General features: G+C 74.3%; 16 protein-coding genes. 7 read left to right on the forward strand and 9 right to left on the reverse strand.

Translation table 11 applies throughout. The features are described 5' to 3' along the window. The first annotated feature begins 2 nt into the window (after positions 1 to 2). Positions 3 to 1619 carry a glycerol-3-phosphate dehydrogenase/oxidase gene (locus AB0I29_RS14090; RefSeq protein ID WP_357482298.1) on the forward strand — a complete coding sequence of 539 codons (1617 nt, stop codon included), beginning with the start codon at positions 3 to 5 and terminating at the stop codon, positions 1617 to 1619. Positions 1620 to 1663: 44 nt separating this feature from the next. On the opposite strand, the gene AB0I29_RS14095 is transcribed toward AB0I29_RS14090, so the two are convergent. Then, positions 1664 to 2422 carry a phosphatase PAP2 family protein gene (locus AB0I29_RS14095; RefSeq protein ID WP_357482300.1) on the reverse strand — a complete coding sequence of 253 codons (759 nt, stop codon included), beginning with the start codon at positions 2420 to 2422 and terminating at the stop codon, positions 1664 to 1666. A 292-nt stretch (positions 2423 to 2714) separates the two neighbouring features. Beyond that, on the reverse strand, positions 2715 to 3752 hold the full coding sequence (locus AB0I29_RS14100) for a LacI family DNA-binding transcriptional regulator (RefSeq protein ID WP_357482301.1): 1038 nt from the start codon (positions 3750 to 3752) through the stop codon (positions 2715 to 2717). 130 nt (positions 3753 to 3882) lie between these two features. Here AB0I29_RS14100 and AB0I29_RS14105 point away from each other — a divergent pair, with 130 nt between their 5' ends. The 4 genes from AB0I29_RS14105 (at position 3883) to AB0I29_RS14120 (ending at position 9090) form a co-directional block, all read left to right on the forward strand. Continuing rightward, positions 3883 to 4800 (forward strand): sugar ABC transporter permease, encoded by a 918-nt coding sequence (locus tag AB0I29_RS14105; RefSeq protein WP_285108130.1) that lies wholly within the window; start codon positions 3883 to 3885, stop codon positions 4798 to 4800. Positions 4801 to 4803: 3 nt separating this feature from the next. Further along, positions 4804 to 5733, forward strand: coding sequence for a carbohydrate ABC transporter permease (locus tag AB0I29_RS14110; RefSeq protein ID WP_285108132.1), 930 nt, complete (start codon positions 4804 to 4806; stop codon positions 5731 to 5733). Between the two features lie 86 nt (positions 5734 to 5819). Beyond that, positions 5820 to 7160: a sugar ABC transporter substrate-binding protein gene (locus AB0I29_RS14115; RefSeq protein WP_285108134.1), complete on the forward strand. Its 1341-nt coding sequence runs from the start codon at positions 5820 to 5822 to the stop codon at positions 7158 to 7160. A gap of 121 nt (positions 7161 to 7281) precedes the next feature. Beyond that, complete coding sequence (locus AB0I29_RS14120) at positions 7282 to 9090, forward strand: beta-galactosidase family protein (protein WP_357482304.1); 1809 nt, start codon at positions 7282 to 7284, stop codon at positions 9088 to 9090. A 169-nt stretch (positions 9091 to 9259) separates the two neighbouring features. Here AB0I29_RS14120 and hutI read toward each other — a convergent pair whose 3' ends face one another. The 5 genes from hutI to hutH all read right to left on the reverse strand — a co-directional run bounded on the left by hutI (position 9260) and on the right by hutH (position 17127). After that, positions 9260 to 10552: an imidazolonepropionase gene (gene hutI, locus AB0I29_RS14125; RefSeq protein ID WP_357482306.1), complete on the reverse strand. Its 1293-nt coding sequence runs from the start codon at positions 10550 to 10552 to the stop codon at positions 9260 to 9262. After that, a complete protein-coding gene (locus AB0I29_RS14130; protein ID WP_357482308.1) occupies positions 10549 to 12147 on the reverse strand; it encodes a formimidoylglutamate deiminase in 1599 nt (532 codons plus the stop codon). The genes hutI and AB0I29_RS14130 overlap by 4 nt, the downstream gene beginning before the upstream one ends. A 135-nt stretch (positions 12148 to 12282) precedes the next feature. Next, positions 12283 to 13803: an allantoate amidohydrolase gene (locus tag AB0I29_RS14135; protein WP_357482310.1), complete on the reverse strand. Its 1521-nt coding sequence runs from the start codon at positions 13801 to 13803 to the stop codon at positions 12283 to 12285. Beyond that, entirely contained in the window at positions 13800 to 15476 is a 1677-nt protein-coding gene (locus tag AB0I29_RS14140) for a urocanate hydratase (RefSeq protein ID WP_357482312.1), read from the reverse strand. Before AB0I29_RS14140 ends, AB0I29_RS14135 begins: the two co-directional genes overlap by 4 nt. A 40-nt stretch (positions 15477 to 15516) precedes the next feature. Then, complete coding sequence (gene hutH, locus AB0I29_RS14145) at positions 15517 to 17127, reverse strand: histidine ammonia-lyase (protein WP_357482314.1); 1611 nt, start codon at positions 17125 to 17127, stop codon at positions 15517 to 15519. Between the two features lie 90 nt (positions 17128 to 17217). Here hutH and AB0I29_RS14150 point away from each other — a divergent pair, with 90 nt between their 5' ends. Further along, on the forward strand, positions 17218 to 17985 hold the full coding sequence (locus AB0I29_RS14150; RefSeq protein ID WP_357482316.1) for an IclR family transcriptional regulator: 768 nt from the start codon (positions 17218 to 17220) through the stop codon (positions 17983 to 17985). On the opposite strand, the gene AB0I29_RS14155 is transcribed toward AB0I29_RS14150, so the two are convergent. Beyond that, positions 17960 to 18493: a hypothetical protein gene (locus tag AB0I29_RS14155; protein WP_357482318.1), complete on the reverse strand. Its 534-nt coding sequence runs from the start codon at positions 18491 to 18493 to the stop codon at positions 17960 to 17962. The two genes, AB0I29_RS14150 and AB0I29_RS14155, sit on opposite strands and share 26 nt — an antisense overlap. 322 nt (positions 18494 to 18815) lie before the next feature. Between AB0I29_RS14155 and AB0I29_RS14160 the strand changes: the two genes are divergently transcribed. Beyond that, entirely contained in the window at positions 18816 to 19988 is a 1173-nt protein-coding gene (locus AB0I29_RS14160; RefSeq protein WP_285108151.1) for a UDP-N-acetylglucosamine--N-acetylmuramyl-(pentapeptide) pyrophosphoryl-undecaprenol N-acetylglucosamine transferase, read from the forward strand. A 29-nt stretch (positions 19989 to 20017) separates the two neighbouring features. Here the strand turns inward: AB0I29_RS14160 and AB0I29_RS14165 are convergent, their stop codons facing one another. Continuing rightward, on the reverse strand, positions 20018 to 20470 hold the full coding sequence (locus tag AB0I29_RS14165; RefSeq protein ID WP_357482321.1) for a MarR family winged helix-turn-helix transcriptional regulator: 453 nt from the start codon (positions 20468 to 20470) through the stop codon (positions 20018 to 20020). Positions 20471 to 20473 lie beyond the last annotated feature (3 nt).

Below are 20473 nucleotides of genomic sequence, written 5' to 3' on the forward strand. Positions count from 1 at the left end.
CGATGCAGCGCACCGCCCTCACCGCCCGGCGCCGCGAGCGCGAGCTCGACGAGCTCGCCTCCGAGCCGGTGGACCTGCTCGTGGTCGGCGGCGGGGTGACCGGCGCCGGCGTGGCGCTGGACGCCGCGGCGCGCGGCCTGTCGGTCGCCCTCGTCGAGGCGCGGGACCTGGCGTGGGGCACCTCCCGGTGGAGCTCCAAGCTGGCGCACGGGGGCCTGCGGTACCTGGCCACGGGCGACGTCGGCGTGGCCCGCGAGAGCGCGCGCGAACGGCACGTGCTGATGACCCGCACCGCGCCGCACCTGGTCCGGGCGCTGCCGCAGGTGCTGCCGCTCACCCAGGGCGTGGGGCCGCGGCAGGGCCTCACGGCGGGCATCGGGTTCGGGCTGGGCGACCTGCTGCGGCGCGACGCCGGGACGTCGTCGGACGTGCTGCCCGCGCCGCGCCTGGCCCGGCCGGGCGAGGCCGCCCGGCTCGTGCCGGCGGTCGCGCGCGAGCACCTGCACGGGGCGTGGGTGGCGCACGACGGCCAGCTCGTCGACGACGCGCGGCTCGTCGTCGCCCTGGCGCGCACTGCCGCCGGGCGCGGGGCGCGGATCCTGACGCGCGTCCGGGCCACGGAGCTGCACGGGGACGGCGCGACCCTCCAGGACACGCTGACCGGCGCCGGTCTGCGGGTGCGGGCCCGCGTCGTCGTGAACGCCACGGGCGTGTGGGCCGGGACCGTGGACCCGTCGGTGCGCCTGCGGCCGAGCCGCGGCACGCACGTCGTGGTGCCCGCCGCGCGGCTGGGCGACCCGGCGGGCGCCCTCATGGTGCCGGTGCCCGGGTCCGCCTCCCGGTTCGTGTTCGCGCTGCCGGCCCAGCTCGGGCGCGTGATCATCGGCCTCACCGACGAGGAGGCCCCTGGCCCCGTCCCGGACGTGCCCGTGCCCACACGGCCCGAGATCGACTTCCTGCTGGCCACGGTCTCCCGCGTGCTGGACCGCCCCCTGCTGCCCGACGACGTCGTGGGCGCCTTCGCCGGGCTGCGGCCCCTCGTGGACTCCGCCGGGCCGGGCGACGGCCCGGGGCTCGGCTCGTCCGACGTCTCCCGCAGGCACCTCGTGGCGGTCTCCTCCGCGACGGGCGCGGTGAACGTGCTGGGCGGCAAGCTGACGACCTACCGGACCATGGCCGAGGACGCCGTCGACCTGGCCGTCAAGCACGCCGGGCTCACCGCGGGGCCGTGCTGGACGGCGGACCTGCCCCTGGTCGGCGCGCCGCCGCGGGCGGTGCCGCCGGCCGATGCCCTGGCGCGGGCGGGGGCTCGGGCCACGCAGGTCGCGGCCCCGCCCCTCGCCCCCGCCCTCGTCGCGCGCTACGGCGCCGAGGCCCCCGACGTGCTGGCCGCCGCCGCGCTGCCGGGCGCGTCGGACGTCGTCGGGCAGGGCATCCCGGGCACCGGGCACCTGGACGTCACGCGCGCCGAGATCGAGTGGGCGGTCACCCACGAGGGCGCGCTCGACGCGGACGACGTGCTGGACCGTCGGACCCGGATCGGGCTGGTGCCGGCGGACCGGGCCGCGGTGGGCGACGTCGTCGGGGAGCTGGTCGAGGACGCACTGAAGCGGCTCTGAGCCGCCCCGCCGTGAAGGCGCGGCCGCGCCGGACAGGCGCGGTCCTAGGCCGGGGGCGCGGGCGCACCCGGCGGCGCGGGCGCGGGTTCTCGTTCCCGGCGCGGGGCGCGCAGCACGGAGAGCGCCACCATGCAGGCGATGAACCCGAGCAGCCAGCCGCCCGGGATGTCGCTCAGCCAGTGGTAGTCCAGCCAGGACATGAGGGCGCCCGCGATCATCACGATCACGGCGACCACGGGGATCATCTTGCGCAGCCGGGACACGCTCGGATACAGGCCGTTCTGGGTGAACAGCAGGCACAGGATGAAGAAGCCGGTGAAGAACGTGTTCGCCGCGTGCCCCGACGGGAACGCCTGGCCGCCGGCGTGCAGCACGTCCATGTTGTGGTGGGGGCCGGTACGCCCCAGGCCGAACTTGGTGCCGTAGCCGATCAGCGCGATGGTCGCGAGGCCCGCCACCACGGCGAGCACCGGGCGGCGCGTGCAGATCTCCCGGAGCGAGCCCGGGCCGCCCTGCTTGCGGGCCACGTACAGGGCCGTGCCGCCCACCATCGGGATGGTGAACATGCGCTCGCCCGTGATGCTCGCGACGATGTCGAGGAAGATCTTCTCCCAGCCCACGGGGTGGTGGGAGTCCACGTAGTAGTGGAACTGCCAGTCCCAGGCGATGAACGGCCCGCGGACGACGACCTGCCAGATGCAGAGGGCGAAGACCAGCACGGCGATGACGGCGGCGACCACGGAGCTGCGCCAGGTCGGACGGGTCGACGGGTCGAGCAGAGCCCCTGTCGTGTGTGACTCCACTCGGGTAACACCCCTGCCCTCTGATTGCGCCATCGAGCCGATCCTACGGGTTTCGGGGTGAATGTTCGGTGCCGGATACGTGTCCGGCAGGGGCTCCGGGTAACGATCCCGGCACGGTCACACCGACCCAGGGGTGACCGTATACCGTCCGCCTGGGACAGCGTCCCAGGCCAGGCGCGCGCGGCCCGATGACGCCGGACCGCCGGGGCCCGTCACGACCGCCCGTCCCGCCGCGTCGCGGACACGACGGACGTGCTCAGCGTCACCTCGACGTTCACCCGCCGGCCCCGGCTCACGCCCGCGGCGGCGCCGTGCTCTCGCGGATCTTGAGCTCCACCGGGACCACCTCGTGCAGGTCGGCATCCTCGCCGTGACCGTCGGCACCACCCGCACCGGCCCGGACCTCGCTCACCAGCCGGGCCACCAGGCGCCGGCCGATCTCGCCGAAGTCCTGCACCACCGTCGTCAGCGGCGGCCAGAGGTACTCGGCCAGCAGGATGCCGTCGAACCCCACCACGGACACGTCGCCCGGCACCGAGCGGCCGGCCTCGTGCAGCGCGCGGAGCACGCCCGCGGCCATCTCGTCGTTGGCGCAGAACACCGCGGTGACCCCGGGGTCCGCGGCGAGGCGGCGTCCGGCGTCGTACCCGGAACCCGCCGTCCAGTCCCCCGGCACCACCGCGGGGACGGGGCGGCCGGCCGCGACGAGCGTGGCGCGCCAGGACTCCTCACGGAGCTGCGCGGGAGCGGACCCGGCCGGCCCGCGCACGTGGTGCACCGTGCGGTGCCCCAGGTCCAGGAGGTGCTGGGTGGCCTGCCGGGCGCCGTCGACCTGGTCCGCGCCGACGGCGGGGTGGTGGCCCACGAACCGCGAGTCCGACACCACCACGGGCAGCCGGGACGGCAGCGCGAGCCGGTCGGGCGTGACGGTCTCGGCCCGGACGATCACCAGCCCGTCGATGGCCTGGTGGGAGAGCCGGGTCGCCGCGGCGGAGACGACGTCGGACGACGGGTTCTCGACGTCGATCAGCGTGACCGTGTAGCCCTCGTTGCGCGCCGCCTCGACCACCGCCTCGATGGTGCGCGACTCGCCGGTCCGGGCGAGCCCGTGCGCGATCATGCCGATGGTCCGGAAGCTCCCGTACCGCAACGCCCGGGCCGCGGTGTTCGGGGCGTAGCCGAGCTGCGCCATCGCGGCGAGCACCTTGTCCCGCGTCGCGGGACGCACGTTGTCGAGCCCCATCGACACCCGGGACACGGTCTGGGTCGACACTCCCGCCAGCACCGCGACATCGCCCAGGGACGGACCTCTGCCCTCCACGGCATCCACCTCCTCGTGATGTGCCTCGCACCGGTGTGCGCTTGACACCTCCGGTAACTCACGAGCACCCTAGTCCGCGTCACCATGTTTACGTCAACACGACGACATGCTGACCTCACTCGTGAAGGAGCGACTTCCCTTGACCACGCTCGCATCGCCGCCGGCCGTGCCCAAGACCCTGGGGCGTGCACGACGCCGCTCCCGCTGGACCGGATGGGGGTTCGTCGGACCCTTCATGGCCGTGTTCGCCCTGGTCTTCCTCGCGCCGATCGTCTACTCGCTCTGGTTGAGCCTGTTCCAGACACAGCTCGTGGGCGGCACGTCGTTCGTAGGATTCGACAACTACGCCCGGGTGCTCAGCGACCCGCAGTTCTGGGACGGCGCCGGCCGCGTGACGCTGTTCCTGCTGGTCCAGGTACCGGTGATGCTCGGCATCTCGCTGCTGGTCGCCCTCGCGATCGACAGCGGCCGCCTGTACGGGCGCGACTTCTTCCGCCTGACGATCTTCCTGCCGTACGCCGTACCCGGCGTCGTCGCCGCCCTGATGTGGGGCTTCATGTACGGCGAGCGGTTCGGCCTGGTCGGCAACATCAACGACCTGTTCGGCACGAGCATCCCCGACCCGCTGGCGTCCGCACTGGTGCTCCCCGCGATCGGCAACATCGTGACCTGGGAGTTCGTCGGCTACAACATGCTGATCTTCTACTCGGCGCTGCGCGTGGTCCCCGCCTCGCTGTACGAGGCCGCGGAGATCGACGGCGCCGGCCCGTGGCGGGTGATCTCGGCGATCAAGCTGCCCGCGATCCGCGGCGCCCTGGTGGTCGCGACGATCTTCTCGATCATCGGCTCGTTCCAGCTCTTCAACGAGCCGAGCATCCTGCAGCCGCTGTCGCCCAACTACATCTCGACGCACTACACCCCGAACCTGTACGCCTACTCGCTGTCCTTCTCCGGCCAGCAGTACAACTACTCGGCCACCGTGGCGATCATCATGGGCGTGCTCACGATGCTCGTGGCCTACGTGGTGCAGCTGCGCGGCATGCGCAAGGAGGCCTGAGCCATGACGAACGTCCTGATGACCGCGCCCACCGTGCGCCCCCGCAAGTCCCCTCCGCGCCTGCGCAACAACCGCCGCACCTCGCACGCCCGGCCCACGCGCAGCGTCCTGCTGACGGTGCTGACCGCCCTGATCGGCCTGTACGCGCTGATCCCGCTGGTGTGGCTGCTGATCAACGCGACCAAGACGCAGCCCGACCTGTTCAGCTCGTTCGGCCTGTGGTTCAGCGGCGACTTCGCCCTGTGGGACAACATCACCGGCGTCCTGACCTACGACGGCGGCGTCTTCGGGCGCTGGTTCCTCAACACGCTGCTCTACGTGGTGGTCGGCGCGGGCGGTGCCACGCTGCTGGCCCTGCTCGGGGGCTACGGCCTGGCCAAGTTCGACTTCCCCGGCAAGCGCGCCGTGTTCGCCGTCGTCATCGGCGCCGTGGCCGTGCCCGGCACCGCCCTGGCGGTGCCCACGTTCCTCATGTTCGCCAACCTCGGCCTGACCAACACGCCCTGGTCGGTGATCATCCCGTCGCTCATCTCGCCGTTCGGGCTCTACCTCATGTGGACCTTCGCGGCCGACGCCGTGCCCGACGAGATCATGGAGGCCGCCCGGATCGACGGCGCCAGCGAGGCCCGCACCTTCTTCCAGGTGTGCCTGCCGATGATGGCCCCCGGCATCGTCACGGTGCTGCTGTTCACCGTGGTGGCGACGTGGAACAACTACTTCCTGCCGCTGATCATGCTGCGCGACCCGGACTGGTACCCGCTGACGCTGGGCCTGAACGCGTGGAACGCCCAGGCGACGACGGCGGGCGGCGAGGCCATCTTCAACCTCGTCATCGCCGGCTCGCTCCTGACGATCCTGCCGCTGATCGTGGCCTTCCTGCTCCTGCAGCGCTACTGGCAGTCGGGTCTGGCCGCCGGCAGCGTCAAGGAGTGACCCGAGCCGGGCGGCTCGTGCCGCCTGGCTCCCCAGAGCCTTCCCCCCAGACAGATCCGACTGACGATGAAGTGAGAGGAACCACCATGACCATCCGCCACCACCGCGCCCTGGGCGTGCTCGCCGCGGCGAGCGCCCTGGCGCTCACCCTGACCGCGTGCGGTTCGGGGTCCGACGGCGGCGACGCCGCGGAGACCGTCTCCCCCGAGGACGTCTCCGCGGCCCTCGAGGAGGGCGGCGACCTGCTGGTCTGGGCCTGGGAGCCCACGCTGGACCAGGTCGTCAAGGACTTCGAGGCCGAGTACCCCAACGTGAACGTCGAACTGGCTAACGTCGGTACCGGCAACGACCACTACGTGGCCCTGCAGAACGCGATCAGCGCGGGCTCGGGCGTGCCCGACGTCGCGCAGATGGAGTACTACGCCCTGCCGCAGTTCTCCATCGGCGAGTCGCTGGCCGACCTCGCGCCGTACGGTGCGAGCGAGCTCGACGGCACCTACTCCCCCGGCCCGTGGGGCGCCGTGACCAGCGGTGACGCCGTGTACGGCCTGCCGATGGACTCCGGCCCGATGGCGCTGTTCTACAACGCGAAGACGTTCGAGAAGGCTGGCGTCGAGGTGCCGGCCACGTGGGACGAGTTCGTCGACGCCGCCAAGAAGCTCCACGAGTCCGACCCGAACACGTACATCACCGCGGACAACGGCGACGCCGGCTTCGCGACGTCGATGATCTGGCAGGCCGGCGGCCACCCCTTCGCGGTGGACGGCACGGACGTGACCGTGGACCTGGCCGACGAGGGCTCGACCAAGTTCGCCGAGATGTGGCAGCAGCTGCTCGACGACGACCTCGTCGCCGACGTGCCGGCCTGGTCCGACGAGTGGTTCCAGGGCCTGGGCAGCGGCGAGATCGCGGCCCTGGTGACGGGCGCCTGGATGCCCGCGAACCTGGAGTCCGGCGCCGCCCCGGCGTCCGGCGACTGGCGCGTCGCGCCCATGCCGCAGTGGACGGCGGGCGCCACCGAGACCGCCGAGAACGGCGGCTCCGCGCTGTCGATCACCCAGGCGAGCGAGAAGAAGGCGCTGGCCTACGGGTTCCTCCAGTACGCGAACGCCGGTGACGGCGTCGCCACCCGCCTGGAGGGCGGCAACTTCCCGGCGACGCTCGCCGACCTCACCGACGAGAAGTTCCTCGCCGAGGAGTCCGAGTACTTCGGCGGGCAGAAGATCAACGAGGTGCTCTCGGCGTCGGCCACCGGCGTCGTCCCCGGCTGGCAGTACCTGCCCTACCAGGTCTACGCCAACAGCATCTTCCCCGACACCGTGGGCCAGGCCTACACGGGCTCGACGCCGCTGACCGACGGCCTGGGCGCCTGGCAGGAGTCGATCGTCAAGTACGGCAACGAGCAGGGCTTCACCGTCTCCGAGTGAGCCGCGGCTGAGCTGACCGGACGACGGCGGGGGGCCTTCCCCCCGCCGTCGTCCCGTGTCCCCACCCAACCCCCACGCCTCGTGCCTCTGCCGCACGACCGCACCCCCCGAGGAACCACACATGGCCACGTTCGAGATCGGACCCGAGGACTTTCTGCTCGACGGCGAGCGGATGCAGGTCGTCAGCGGCGCGCTGCACTACTTCCGCGTGCACCCCGACCAGTGGGCCGACCGGATCCGCAAGGCCCGGCTCATGGGCCTGAACACCATCGAGACGTACGTGCCGTGGAACTTCCACGCGCCCGACCCGGACACGTTCGACCTGACGGGACGGCGCGACCTCGGCCGGTTCCTCGACCTGGTGGCCGCCGAGGGCCTGCACGCCATCGTGCGGCCGGGTCCCTACATCTGCGCGGAGTGGGACGGCGGCGGGCTGCCCGGCTGGCTGTTCGCCGACCGGGCGGTGGGCGTGCGCCGGCACGAGCCGCGGTTCCTCGCGGCGATCGGCACGTACTTCGCCAACCTGCTGCCGCTGGTGGCCGAGCGTCAGGTGACGCGCGGCGGGCCCGTGCTCATGGTGCAGGTGGAGAACGAGTACGGGGCCTACGGGAACGACCCGGTGCCGGAGCGCCAGAAGTACCTGCGCGCGCTCGTGGACCTCACGCGCGAGCAGGGCATCGACGTGCCGCTGTTCACCTGCGACCAGGCGGACGACGAGATGCTCGCCCGCGGCGGCCTGCCGGAGCTGCACAAGACCGCGACGTTCGGCTCGCGCAGCACGGAACGGCTGGAGATCCTGCGGCGGCACCAGCCGACCGGCCCGCTGATGTGCATGGAGTTCTGGAACGGCTGGTTCGACTCCTGGGGCCTGGAGCACCACATCGCCCCGGCCGAGGCGAACGCCGCCGACCTGGACGACCTGCTCGCGGCCGGCGGGTCCGTGAACCTCTACATGTTCCACGGCGGCACCAACTTCGGGCTGACCAGCGGCGCCAACGACAAGGGCATCTACCGGCCCATCACGACGTCCTACGACTACGACGCGCCGCTCGCCGAGGACGGCACGCCCACCGCCAAGTACCACGCGATGCGCGAGGTCATCGCCCGGCACCTGCCGGTCCCGGACGCCGGGACGCCGGATGCCGACGGGCCGGCCGCGGCGCCGGTGCTGGACGTCGACCTGTCCGCCCAGGTGCCGCTGGCCCACGCGCTGCCGAGCCTGCTGCGCGAGGACCTTGCTGCGTTCACGTCGACGCCCACCACCGACGACCTGCGGCTGTGGTCGGGTTTCGCCGTCTACCGCACCCGGATCCAGGCCGACGACCTCGTGCTGACCGTCAACGAGGTGCGCGACCGCGCCGTCGTGCTGGTCGACGACGAGCAGGTGGGGGTGCTCGACCGCGCGTCCCACACCTTCGCCGTCGCGCTGCCCGCCCGCGCGGGCGACCTCACGCTCCTGGTGGAGGACCAGGGCCGGGTCAACTACGGGCCCCGGATCGGCGAGCCCAAGGGCCTCGTCGGCCCGGTGCGCACGGCGACCCGCACCCTGGACGAGTGGGAGGCCGGCGCGCTGCGCGTCGAGGACGCCCCGGAGCTGCTGCGCGCGGCGCTCGACGCGCCGGGGCGTGCGCTGCCGGTCGCGGCTCGTGGTGTGCGGCCGGTCGGGGCCGGGCTCTACCGCGCCACGTTCGACTCGGTCGGCGGGGCCGACCACTTCCTCCGGCTCGACGGCTGGACCAAGGGCCTGGCCTGGGTCAACGGCGAGCTACTGGGCCGGTACTGGAGCCTCGGCCCCACGCACACGCTGTACGTGCCGGGCCCGGTGGTGCGCGACGTCGGCAACGAGCTGGTGCTCCTGGAGCTCCACGGCGCGGCCGACGCGCGGGCAGGCTTCGTGGCGGCGCCGGCCCTGGGCATCACGGAGCAGTAGGCCGCCGCCGGCCGTTCCGGCGGCCGGCGTCGACCAGCCCCCGCGGGTCGACATCCTCTTCGAGACCTAAGTTTCTTCGCTTTCGGGTCGCCCAAAGCCAAGAAACTCAGGTCTCGAAGGGGAGTATCCCCGCGGCAGATCGGACAAGTCAGTCGGCCGAGTCAGCCCGTCAGGTGGTCGGCCTGGGCTGGCTGCTTCGTCCGACGGCGCGGGCGCCCGCCTGCCAGACCTGGTGCACCAGCGGGACGCCCGGGCGGTACGCGAGGTAGGTGTGGCTCGGGGCGTCCAGCACGGTCAGGTCGGCGCGGGCGCCCACGCCCAGGTGTCCGACGTCGTCCCGGCGGAGCGCCAGGGCCCCGCCCGCCGTCGCCGACCAGAGGGCTTCTGCCGGGCTCATCCGCATCTCGCGCACCGCGAGCGCCACCACGAACGGCATGGACGACGAGTAGCCGGAACCCGGGTTGCAGTCCGTGGCCAGGGCGACGGGCACGCCCGCGGCCAGCAGCCGGCGGGCGTCGGGGTACGGGGACCGGGTGGAGAACTCGATCGCGGGCAGCAGGGTCGCGACGGTGCCGTGCCCGGTGCCCGGCCCGCCGTCCGCCGGGCTCCACGAGTCCGCCAGCGCGGCGACGTCGGCGTCGGTCAGGTGGGTGCAGTGGTCCACGCTCGCCGCCTCGACCTCGAGCGCGAGCCGCACCCCCGGGCCGGCCGAGAGCTGGTTGCCGTGCACCCGCGCGCCCAGCCCCGCGCGCAGCCCGGCCTGGAGGACGGCGCGCGCCTCGTCCTCGTCGAACGCCGTGGGCGCGGCGGGCTCGCAGAACACGTCGACCCAGCGGGCGTGCGGCGCGCAGGCGGCGAGCATCGGGCCGGTCACGAGGTCGACGTACCCGGCGCGGTCGGCGGTGTACTCGGCGGGGACGGTGTGGGCGCCGAGGTACGTCGTCTCGGGCGTGAGCTCGCGGGCGATCCGCAGCGTGCGGGCCTCGGTGGCGACGTCCTGGCCGTAGCCGCTCTTGATCTCGACGGTCGTGGTGCCCTGCGCGAGCATCTCGCGCACGAGCGCCCGGCCGCGCGCCCGGAGCTCGTCCTCGCTCGCGGCGCGGGTCGCGGCCACCGTCGTCGCGATGCCGCCGCCGGTGTAGGGCTCGCCGGTCATGCGCGCGGCGAACTCGGCGGCCCGGTCTCCCGCGAACACGGTGTGCGAGTGCGAGTCCACGAACCCGGGCAGCACGCAGCGCCCCTCGAGGTCGACGACGTCGTCCGCCGCCGGGGCCGACGCCGCCGGCCCCGTCCACGCGATGCGCCCGTCCTCGACGATCACGGCGGCGTCCGGCACGACGCCGATCCCGTCGGCCGCGGTTCCTCGCCCGCCCGGCACGGTCCCGCCCTCGGCCGGCCCCGACCCGCCGTGCGCCGGGTCGTTGGTGACCAGCTCGCCGATGTTCGTCAGCAGCACGCTCATGCGTCGCTCCCCCTGGTGATGTCGTGTGCGGTGCTCCTCGCGGTGTCGCGCCCGCGTACGGGTGCCCCCGCGGGCCGACCCGCGCCGCGCTCCCGCGCCGCCGCGGCCCAGATCTCGTCGACCGCCTCGGCGAGCATCCGTGCCACGTCGCCGGCCCGGTGCACGCCGTCGCGCACCACCAGCTCGCCGCCCGCCACGACGTCCGACACGTCCGCCGCGCCCGCGACCAGGGCAACCTGCGCGGGGTCGGTCCCGGCCGTGCGGGCCGTGTCGAGGCGCACCGCGACGAGGTCGGCGGGCGCGCCCACCGCGATCCGGCCCGCGTCGGGCCGGCCGAGCGCCGCGTGCCCGGCCGACGTCGCCATCCCGATCAGGGTCGCCGGGTCGAACGCGCCGCGCCGGCCGCCCGCGAGGCGCTCGTGCTCCTCGACGCCCCGCGCCTCCGCGAGCACGTCGGCGCCCACGTGCTGGTCCGTGCCGACCGACAGCGGGCTGCCCGCGCGGAGCAGCCGGAGGCCGGGTGCGATGCCGTCGGCGAGGTCGCGCTCCGTCGTCGGGCAGAGGCAGACGCCCGTGCCCGAGGCGCCGAGCAGCGCGACGTCGTCGTCGGTCAGGTGCACCGCGTGCACCGCGGTGGTGCCCGGACCGAGCGCCCCGGCGTCGTGCAGCAGCCGCGTCGGGGTGACGCCGAAGGCCGCGAGCGCCGCCTCGTTCTCCCCGGGCTGCTCGGACAGGTGGACGTGCAGCGGCGCGCCGGCGTCCCGGGACCAGCGGGCGACCGCGGCGAGCTCGGCCGGCGCGACGGCGCGCACGGAGTGGGCGGCGGCGCCGACGAGCACGCGGTCGTCGTCGGCCCAGGCGGCGCGCAGCGCGTCCACGCGCCCCGCCCACCGCTCGACCGTACCGTCGCCGAACCGGGCCTGCTCCGGCGCGAGCGGTTCGTGCCCGCCAGGGCCGAGACCGCCGTGCAGGTAGCAGGTGTCGAGCAGCGTGAGGTGCACGCCGGCGTCGCGCGCCCCTCGACGCAGGGCCTCGGCCATGGCGTTCGGGCCGCCCTGCGCCGCGGAGTACGGCGTCCCGTCAGGGCGGTGGTGCACGTAGTGGAACTCGCCGACGGCGGTGGTCCCGCCGAGCACCAGCTCCGCGAGGACGGCGCGGGCCAGGCGTTCGTACCGGTCGGGCGTCAGGGCGGCGGCCAGGGCGTACATGCCCTGGCGCCACGTCCAGAACGATCCGCCGTCAGCGTGGGTGCGGCCGCGCAGCGCGCGGTGGAAGGCGTGCGAGTGGGCGTCGGCGAGCCCGGGGAGCACGATGCCGCGCAGCAGCACGTCGCCGTCCGACGCCGGGACGCCGGGCTCGACGGCGACGATCCGCCCGCCGGCGGTCTCGACCCGGACGGACCCGACGACGTGGCCGGGGGCGCCGGACCCGGCCGACACGGCGCCGGTTCCACCGCCGGGACCGCCGCCGGTGACGCCGCCGGGCGCACCGCCGGGCGCGCCGCCCGGTGCACCTCCGGGCGCGCCGCCCGGTGCACCACCGGGCGAGGCGCCCGGCCCCGGCAGCCAGGCCCGCTCGCACCAGAAGCTCGTCACGGCTCTCCTCTCACGTTCCACGCTCTCTCGCTGTTCGGTGATCCTCTTCGAGGCCTATGTTTCTTCGCTTTCGGCCCTGTCAAAGCGAAGAAACTCAGGCCTCGAAGGGGATCATGGCGGGCCCGGTCGGCCTGGTCAGCCCGGTCGGCCCGGCGGGGCGACTCGGCTCGGCGGCAGGGCCGGGTCCGTCAGCAGGTCCGCCAGGACGGCGGTCAGGGCCTCGACCCCGGCGTCGCAGTCGGCCTGCTCGGCGTACTCGGCCGGAGAGTGGGACACCCCCGACGGGTTGCGCACGAACAGCATCGCGGTGGGTACGCCAGCCGCCGCGAGGATGCCGGCGTCGTGCCCGGCGCCCGTGCCGATCACCGGCGCAGGGAGGGCGGGGCCCGGCCGCCCGACGACGTCGGCGAGCCGCGCCGCGAGCGCCGGGTCGAAGACCGTGGCCGGCGTCCAGGACTCCTCGACGGGCCGCCACCCGGCCAGCCCCCGCCCGCCGCCGCGGGTCCAGCCCCTCTCACCGACCCCAGCCCCGCCGTCGGCCGTCGAACGTAGGGTTGCTCGCTCCGTGAGCCCTGATGCGCCGACGACTCCTACGTTCGGCGGATCGACGTTCGGCGGATCGACACCCGGCGGCTCGCTGCCCGACAGCTCGCCGCCCGACAGTTCGCTGCTCGGCGGATCACCGATCACCGAACGGACGGCCCGTTCCGTTTCCGCGCGGGCGTCGATCCAGGCACGCACCCCCGACGGGATCGCGTTGACGCCGTTCGGCTCGACCTCGACCTTGGCCAGCGTCGCGAGCGCGCCGGCATGCTCGGCGGCGGCGCGGACGTCGGTGATCAGGCGCGCGAGGTCGAGCATCGGGTCGTGCCGGTGGGCCAGCGGTGTGGTGCCGGCGTGGTTGGCCTCGCCCGCGAGGTCGACGCGCCAGCGGCCGTGCGGCCAGATCGCGGCGCCGACGGCGACCGGTGCCGCCTCGTCGGCGGGCAGGTCGGCGAGGTACCGACCCTGTTCCACGTGCAGCTCGACGAAGACGCCGATCCGCGCCAGGGCGTCGTCGTCGCGGCCGTAGTGGTCGAGCCGCGCACCGCCGTCCGAAGCCCCGCTCGTCCGGCCCACCCCGCCCGTCCGGCCCACCCCGCCGGTCGGGCCGACCCGTCCGAGCACGTCCGCGAGGCTGTCCCCCGCCCGGTCCCGCAGCGCGAGCAGCCGGTCGGCCCCGACGGTGCCGGTGACCGCCCGCGAGCCGAGGCAGGCGAGCCCGAACCGGGCGCCCTCCTCGTCGGAGAAGTTCACGATCCCGAGCGGCCGAGCGGGCACGACGCCGTCGGCCCGCAGCGCGTCGAGCGCCGCGAACGCGCTCGCCACGCCCAGCGGGCCGTCGAACGCGCCGCCGCCGGGCACCGAGTCGAGGTGGCTGCCGGTCACGACGCCGGGCCCCTCGGCGTCCGGGTCGCCCCACCACGCCCACTGGTTCCCGGCCCGGTCCACGGTCACGTCCAGCCCCCGCGCCGCGGCCTCGGCGGCGAACCACTCGCGCAGGGCCAGGTCGTGCACGGTCCAGGCGAACCGCTCGTACCCGCCGGACGGCGCCCGCCCGACGTCGGCGATCGCCTCCAGCAGCCCGCCGACGCGGATCAAGCCCGGACCCGTCACGCCCCCTCCCGCATCGGCACCCGCAGCCCGCCGCGGTCGGCGGCCGCGACGGCGTCGTCGTACCCGGCGTCTACGTGCCGCAGCACGCCCGTCGCGGGGTCGTTCGCCAGGACCCGGGCGAGCTTCTCGGCGGCGAGCGCCGTCCCGTCCGCGACGGACACCTGCCCGGCGTGGATCGAGCGCCCCATGCCCACGCCGCCGCCGTGGTGCAGCGACACCCACGTCGCACCCGACGCGGTGTTGACCAGGGCGTTCAGCAGCGGCCAGTCCGCGATGGCGTCGGAGCCGTCGGCCATCGACTCCGTCTCCCGGTACGGCGAGGCCACCGAACCGGAGTCCAGGTGGTCACGCCCGATCGCGAGCGGTGCGGAGATCTCCCCCGAGGCGACGAGCTCGTTGAACCGCAGCCCCGCGACGTCGCGCTCCCCGTGCCCGAGCCAGCAGATGCGGGCGGGCAGCCCCTGGAAGGCGACCCGGTCCTGGGCGGCGCGGATCCAGCGGCCGAGGTGGTCGTCGTCCGGGAACAGGTCGAGCACGGCCTGGTCGGTCACGGCGATGTCCCGCGAGTCCCCGGACAGCGCAGCCCAGCGGAACGGGCCCTTGCCCTCCGCGAACAGCGGCCGGATGTACGCGGGCACGAAGCCCGGGAAGTCGAACGCCCGGCCGTAGCCGCCCTGGCGCGCCTCGTCGCGGATCGAGTTGCCGTAGTCGAACACCTCGGCGCCCGCGTCCTGGAAGCCCACCATGCCCTCGACGTGCCGGGCCATCGACTCGCGCGCCCGCTCGGTGAACCCCTCCGGGTCCTTCTCGGCCTCGGCGGCCCAGTCCGCCAGCTCCACCCCCGACGGCAGGTAGGACAGCGGGTCGTGCGCCGAGGTCTGGTCCGTCACGACGTCCACCTCGACGCCGCGGCGCAGCAGCTCCGGCACGACGTCGGCGGAGTTGCCGACCACGCCCACCGACAGCGCGCGCCGGTCCTTCTTCGCGGCCAGCGCCAGCTCGACCCCTTCGTCGAGCGAGGACGCGACGACGTCGAGGTAGCGCGTCTCGACGCGCCGGTGCAGGCGGGCCGGGTCGACGTCGACCACGAGGCACACGCCGCCGTTGAGCGTGACCGCCAGGGGCTGGGCGCCGCCCATCCCGCCGCAGCCGCCGGTCAGGGTGAGGGTCCCGGCCAGCGTGCCGCCGAACCTCTTGGCGGCCACCGCGGCGAACGTCTCGTACGTGCCCTGGAGGATCCCCTGGGTGCCGATGTAGATCCAGGACCCGGCCGTCATCTGCCCGTACATGGTCAGGCCGAGCTGCTCCAGACGCCGGTGCTCGGGCCACGTGGCCCAGTCGCCCACGAGGTTGGAGTTGGCGATGAGCACGCGCGGCGCCCACTCGTGGGTACGCAGCACGCCCACGGGCCGTCCGGACTGGACCAGAAGGGTCTCGTCCTCGCGCAGGTCCGTGAGGGAGCGGACGATCGCGTGGTAGCTCGGCCAGTCCCGCGCCGCCCGGCCGGTGCCGCCGTAGACCACCAGGTCGTCGGGCCGCTCGGCCACCTCGGGGTCGAGGTTGTTCATGAGCATGCGCAGCGGCGCCTCGGTCTGCCAGCTCCGGGCGGTCAGGGTGGTGCCGCGCGCGGCGCGGACGGGTACGGGGGTCCCCCGGTCGTACGGCTGGTTCACTTGGGTCTCCTTCGGCTCAGGTCGGCAGGTCGGGGCGGGTTCAGTGGAGGTGTCCGACGGCGCCCGCGGCGGCCGCCACGACCTGTCCGCCGGCCACGAGCCCCACCACGTGCTCGATCTCGGGGGCGAGGTAGCGGTCCGGTCCGGGACCGGGCACGACGGCGCGGACGACGTCGTGCACCGCCGCCGTACCCGCCGCGGGGGCTTCTTCCCGCAGGTCCAGGGCGCGCGTGGCCGTGAGCACCTCGATCGCGAGCACCCGGGTGAGACCGTCCACGGAGCGGCGCAGCTTACGGGCGCCGGCCCAGCCCATGGACACGTGGTCCTCCTGCATGGCGGAGCTCGGGATGGAGTCCACGCTCGCGGGCACCGCGAGGCGCTTGAGCTCGGAGACGATCCCGGCGGCCGTGTACTGGGCGATCATGTGCCCGGAGTCGACGCCGGGGTCGTGCGCGAGGAACGCGGGCAGCCCCTCGGAGCGCGCGACGTCGAGGAACCGGTCGGTGCGCCGCTCGCTCATGCTCGCCAGGTCGGCGGCCGCGATGGCGAGGAAGTCGAGCACGTAGGCCACGGGCGCGCCGTGGAAGTTGCCGTTGGACTCGACCCGCCCGTCCGACGTGACGACGGGGTTGTCGATCGCCGAGGCGAGCTCCCGGCCCGCGACGGTGGCGGCGTGGTCCAGGGTGTCGCGGGCGGCGCCGTGCACCTGGGGTGCGCACCGCAGGGAGTAGGCGTCCTGCACGCGGGTGCACGCGGGATTTCCGGCGTCGTCCAGCTCGCGGTGGCTCGCCATGAGCGGCGAACCCGCCAGGAGGCGCCGCATGTTCGACGCGGACGCCGCCTGCCCGGGGTGCGGGCGCAGGCCGACCAGGTCCTCGGCGAAGGGCGCGTCCGACCCGAGCAGGGCCTCGACGGACAGGGACGCCGCGACGTCGGCCGTGGTGAGCAGGCGCCGCAGGTCGTGGAGCGCGAGGCAGAGCATGCCGAGCATGCCGTCGGTGCCGTTGATGAGAGCCAGGCCCTCCTTCTCGGCGAGCACCAGCGGCTCGATCCCGGCGTCGGCGAGGGCCCGGGCGGCGTCGACCTCGTGTGCCCCGACCCGCACGCGCCCCTCACCCATCGCGGCGAGCGCCACGTGCGCGAGCGGCGCGAGGTCGCCGGAGCAGCCGAGCGACCCGTACTCGTGCACGACGGGCGTGATGCCCGCGTTCAGCATCCCGGCGTAGGTCTGCGCCGTGACCGGACGCGCGCCGGTGTGGCCGGTGACCAGGGTCGCAAGCCGCAGGAGCTGCAGCGCCCGTACCACCTCGGTCTCGACCTGCGGCCCGGAGCCGGCCGCGTGCGAGCGCACGAGGCTGACCTGGAGCTGCGCCCGCATCTCGGCGGGGATGTGCCGACGCGCGAGCGCGCCGAAGCCGGTGGAGACGCCGTAGTGTGGCGCGGCGTCGTGGGCGAGGTCGTCGATGACGGCGCGGGTCTGCGCCATGCGAGCCAGCGCGCTCGCGTGGATCTCGACGGTCGCGCCGTGGCGGGCCACGGCGACGACCTGCTCGACGGTCAGCGGGGTGCCGTCGAGCACGACGTGCGTGGTTTCCTCGGTGCCGGCCGCGCCGGAGGCGGGCGTCGTTGCCGCGTCGTGCAGGGTGCTCATGCGCTCATCGAACCTCGCCCCGGCCCCTCCGGCGCGGGCGGGGGCATCGATAGAGTCTGGGATACGAGACAACGCACCCGGGAGGAAACAGTGGCCGGCAGCAGTGCCGTTCCCGCCGCGCGGAGCACAGCGCGGCTGCTCTCGTTCCTCGCGGCGCAGCCCGGACCGGTCCCCGCGGGCGCGATCGCGCACGGCCTCGGGGTGCCCCGGTCCAGCGTCTACCACCTGCTGTCGGTGCTGGGCGACGAGGGCTTCGTGCGGCACTTCCCCGACGAGCGCCGCTACGGCCTGGGTGTGGCGGCCCTCGGCCTGGGCAGCGCGTACACCCGGCAGGCGCCGCTCACCCGCCTGGCCGCGCCCGTCGTCGCCCGCCTGGTGGAGGCCGCGGGCGAGAACGGGCACCTCGCCGTCCTCAACGGGCGGGAGGTGCTGTACCTGGTGGAGCAGCGGGCGGCGGGGCGCCCGCCCCTGGTCACCGACGTCGACGTGCACCTCCCGAGCCACCTCACCGCCAGCGGCCGAGCGGTCCTCGCGCTGCTGCCGCCCGCGCAGGTGCGCGCCCTGTACCCGACGCCGGGGTCGTTCACCGACCTGACCGGCGCCGGACCGCACACCCTGCGCGAGCTGCGCGACGTGCTGCGGCTGGCGCGGGCACGCGGCTTCGCGGTGGAGGACGGCGAGGTGACGGCGGGCTTCGCGTCGGTGGCCGCTGCCGTCGTCGACCACACGGGCCGCCCGGTCGCCGGGCTCGCGATCACCTTCCGCTCGGAGGCGTACGACGACGACGCGCGGGCCGGCCTCGCGGAGCAGGCGACCCGGGCGGCGCGCGAGGTCAGCCGGCGGCTCGGGGTGCGGTGACGTGCGGGTTACCGGGCAGCTCGTGCAGGATCCCGTCGGTGCCGCGCCTCCACCACAGGCCGGCGGCGTCGCGGAACGTCAGCTCGAGCTGGACGTCCTGGTCGTCCGCGAAGTGGACGACCTCCGGCTCCCCGACGACCCGCGGCCTGTCCGTCGGGGTGAGCATGCCCCACGGTTCCAGGCGGGGAGCGTCACCCATGAAGCCCGCCGGGATCGAGACGACCACCTCGTACACGGGCGCCGCCGAGGCGTTGTGGATCCTGTACTCCGCGAGCAGCTCGGGTGGATCCGGCTCGATGTGCACCTCGAGCCAGGCGTTCACGAGCGTGGCCTGTGCGCGCCGGCGCTCGGTTGCCTGCTCTCTCCGGTCGGCCGTGCCCCGGTAGTACTCGACCCCGCCGAACACGAGCGCGACGAGCACAGCGGCGAGGGTTCCGATCGCGATCATCCAGTCGACCGCCGACGGCCCGCCGTTCAGAACGACCGCAAGAGGCGGAAGCGGCGACACAGTTGAATCGTATGAGGCCCGGGCGGAACCACACCTCGTGCGGACGGTCGTCGGCGCACCTGCCGACCCACGCGGGCGGCCAGCCGGAGGTTGGAGGCGCGGTGATCTACGTCTCACCGCGGGCCGTCGGAGGGCTCCCCGCACTCCCCTTCGAGGCCAGAGTTTCTCCGCTTTGCGGGCGCTGAAAGAGGAGAAACTCTGACCTTCGAGGAGGGCCGCTGAACTGCGACTATCCGTACCTCACTGGCGAAGCGGACGACCGCCGTCGACCCCCTAGAGTTGGGATCACGCCCCCTTCCGCTGCCGTCCAGGGAGATGTCTCGTGAGTTCACAGCCGTCCGAGTTCCGACTGCTCGTCACCGGTGGCGGGACCGGCGGCCACACGTATCCGGCGCTCACGACGCTGCGCGCGCTGCAGGCCCGGCTGGCCGAGTCGGGCACCGCCGTCAGCGTCCTGTGGGCGGGCACGGCCGACGGGCTGGAGGCCCGGGTCACGGCGTCCGAGGGCATCCGGTTCCTGCCGGTGGCCACGGGCAAGCTGCGCCGGTCGGCCAACCCGCTGGGCATGCTGTCGGCCAGCAACATGAAGGACATGGCGCGGGTGCCGCTCGGCGTGGCGCAGGCCCGGTCGATCGTGGCCGAGTTCAAGCCGGACGTGATCCTGTCGACCGGCGGCTACGTCGCCGTCCCGGTCGGCATCGCGGCGGGCCTGGCCCGCCGTCCGCTCGTGGTGCACGAGCAGACCGTGCGGCTCGGGCTGGCCAACCGCCTGCTGGCCAAGCGGGCCACACGCGTCGCGGTGTCGTCGCCGTCCACCATCGAGCTGCTGCCGGAGGCCGTGCGCGAGCGGGCCGTCGTGACGGGCAACCCGGTGCGCGCCGAGGTGCTGACCGGCGAGCCGCTCAAGGCCGTCGACGCGCTGGGCCTCGACTCGTTCGACCCCGACCTGCCCGTCCTGTACGTCACGGGCGGCGCGCAGGGGTCGGTGCAGATCAACGAGCTGGTCGCCGAGACGCTGCCCTGGATGCTCCAGCGCGCGAACGTGATCCACCAGTGCGGCCCGAACAACCTCAAGGAGATGTTCGAGCGCACCGCCACGCTCCCGGCGGAGCTGGCCGCGCGGTACCGCGTGCTCGGGTTCGTCGGGGCGGAGCTGCCGGACGTGCTCGCCCTGGCCGACGTCGTCATCTCCCGCAGCGGGGCCGGGACCATCGCCGAGCTGACGGCGCTGGGCAAGCCCGCGGTGCTGATCCCCCTGGCGTCGTCCGCCGGGAACGAGCAGGCGCACAACGCCCGCAGGCTGCAGGACCTGGGCGCGGCCGTCGCCCTGGAGGGCGACCTCACGTTCTCGGACCTCCGCGGGGCGCTGGCCGGGCTCCTGGACGACGCCGGACGGCGCGAACGCATGGCCGACGCCGCCCGCAAGATCGGGGTGCCCGACGCCGCCGAGCGGCTCGTGGACCTGCTGCTGGAGGTCGCAGGCCCGCGGAAGTGAGCGGCTCGCGTTCCTGAGCCGCCCGGACGCTAGCCCGCGGCCTGCTCGGGGGCGGCCGTGTCGTCCCGCGCCACGAGCGCCTTCGCCAGGAGCCCCGCCAGCTCCCGCAGGTCGTCCGCGTCCAAGCCGGCGAACGGGGTCCGGTCCAGCGTCCCGGCGATGATCTCGGTGCGCACGCGCCTGCCCTCCGCGGTCAGGACGACGACGCGCGACCGGCGGTCGTGCGGGTCGGTGGCGCGCTCGACCAGGCCCCGCTCGACGAGCTGGTTGGTCACGAAGCTCAGGTTCGGCGCGTTGCAGTGCAGGCGTTCGCTCATCACCTTCATCGACGGCGGCGCCTCCTCCGGGTCGATGACCCACAGCGCCTGCGCCGTCTGGAGCGTGAGCCGGTGCCGTGCGACCACGTCGGCCGCCCGGTCGCCCGTGACCATGAAGAGCTCGTGGTTCGCCCGGACGACGGCTTCGAGATCGGTCTGGCTCATCCG

The sequence above is a fragment of the Promicromonospora sp. NPDC050262 genome, assembly GCF_040655935.1.
In the GTDB taxonomy this organism is placed as follows: domain Bacteria; phylum Actinomycetota; class Actinomycetes; order Actinomycetales; family Cellulomonadaceae; genus Promicromonospora.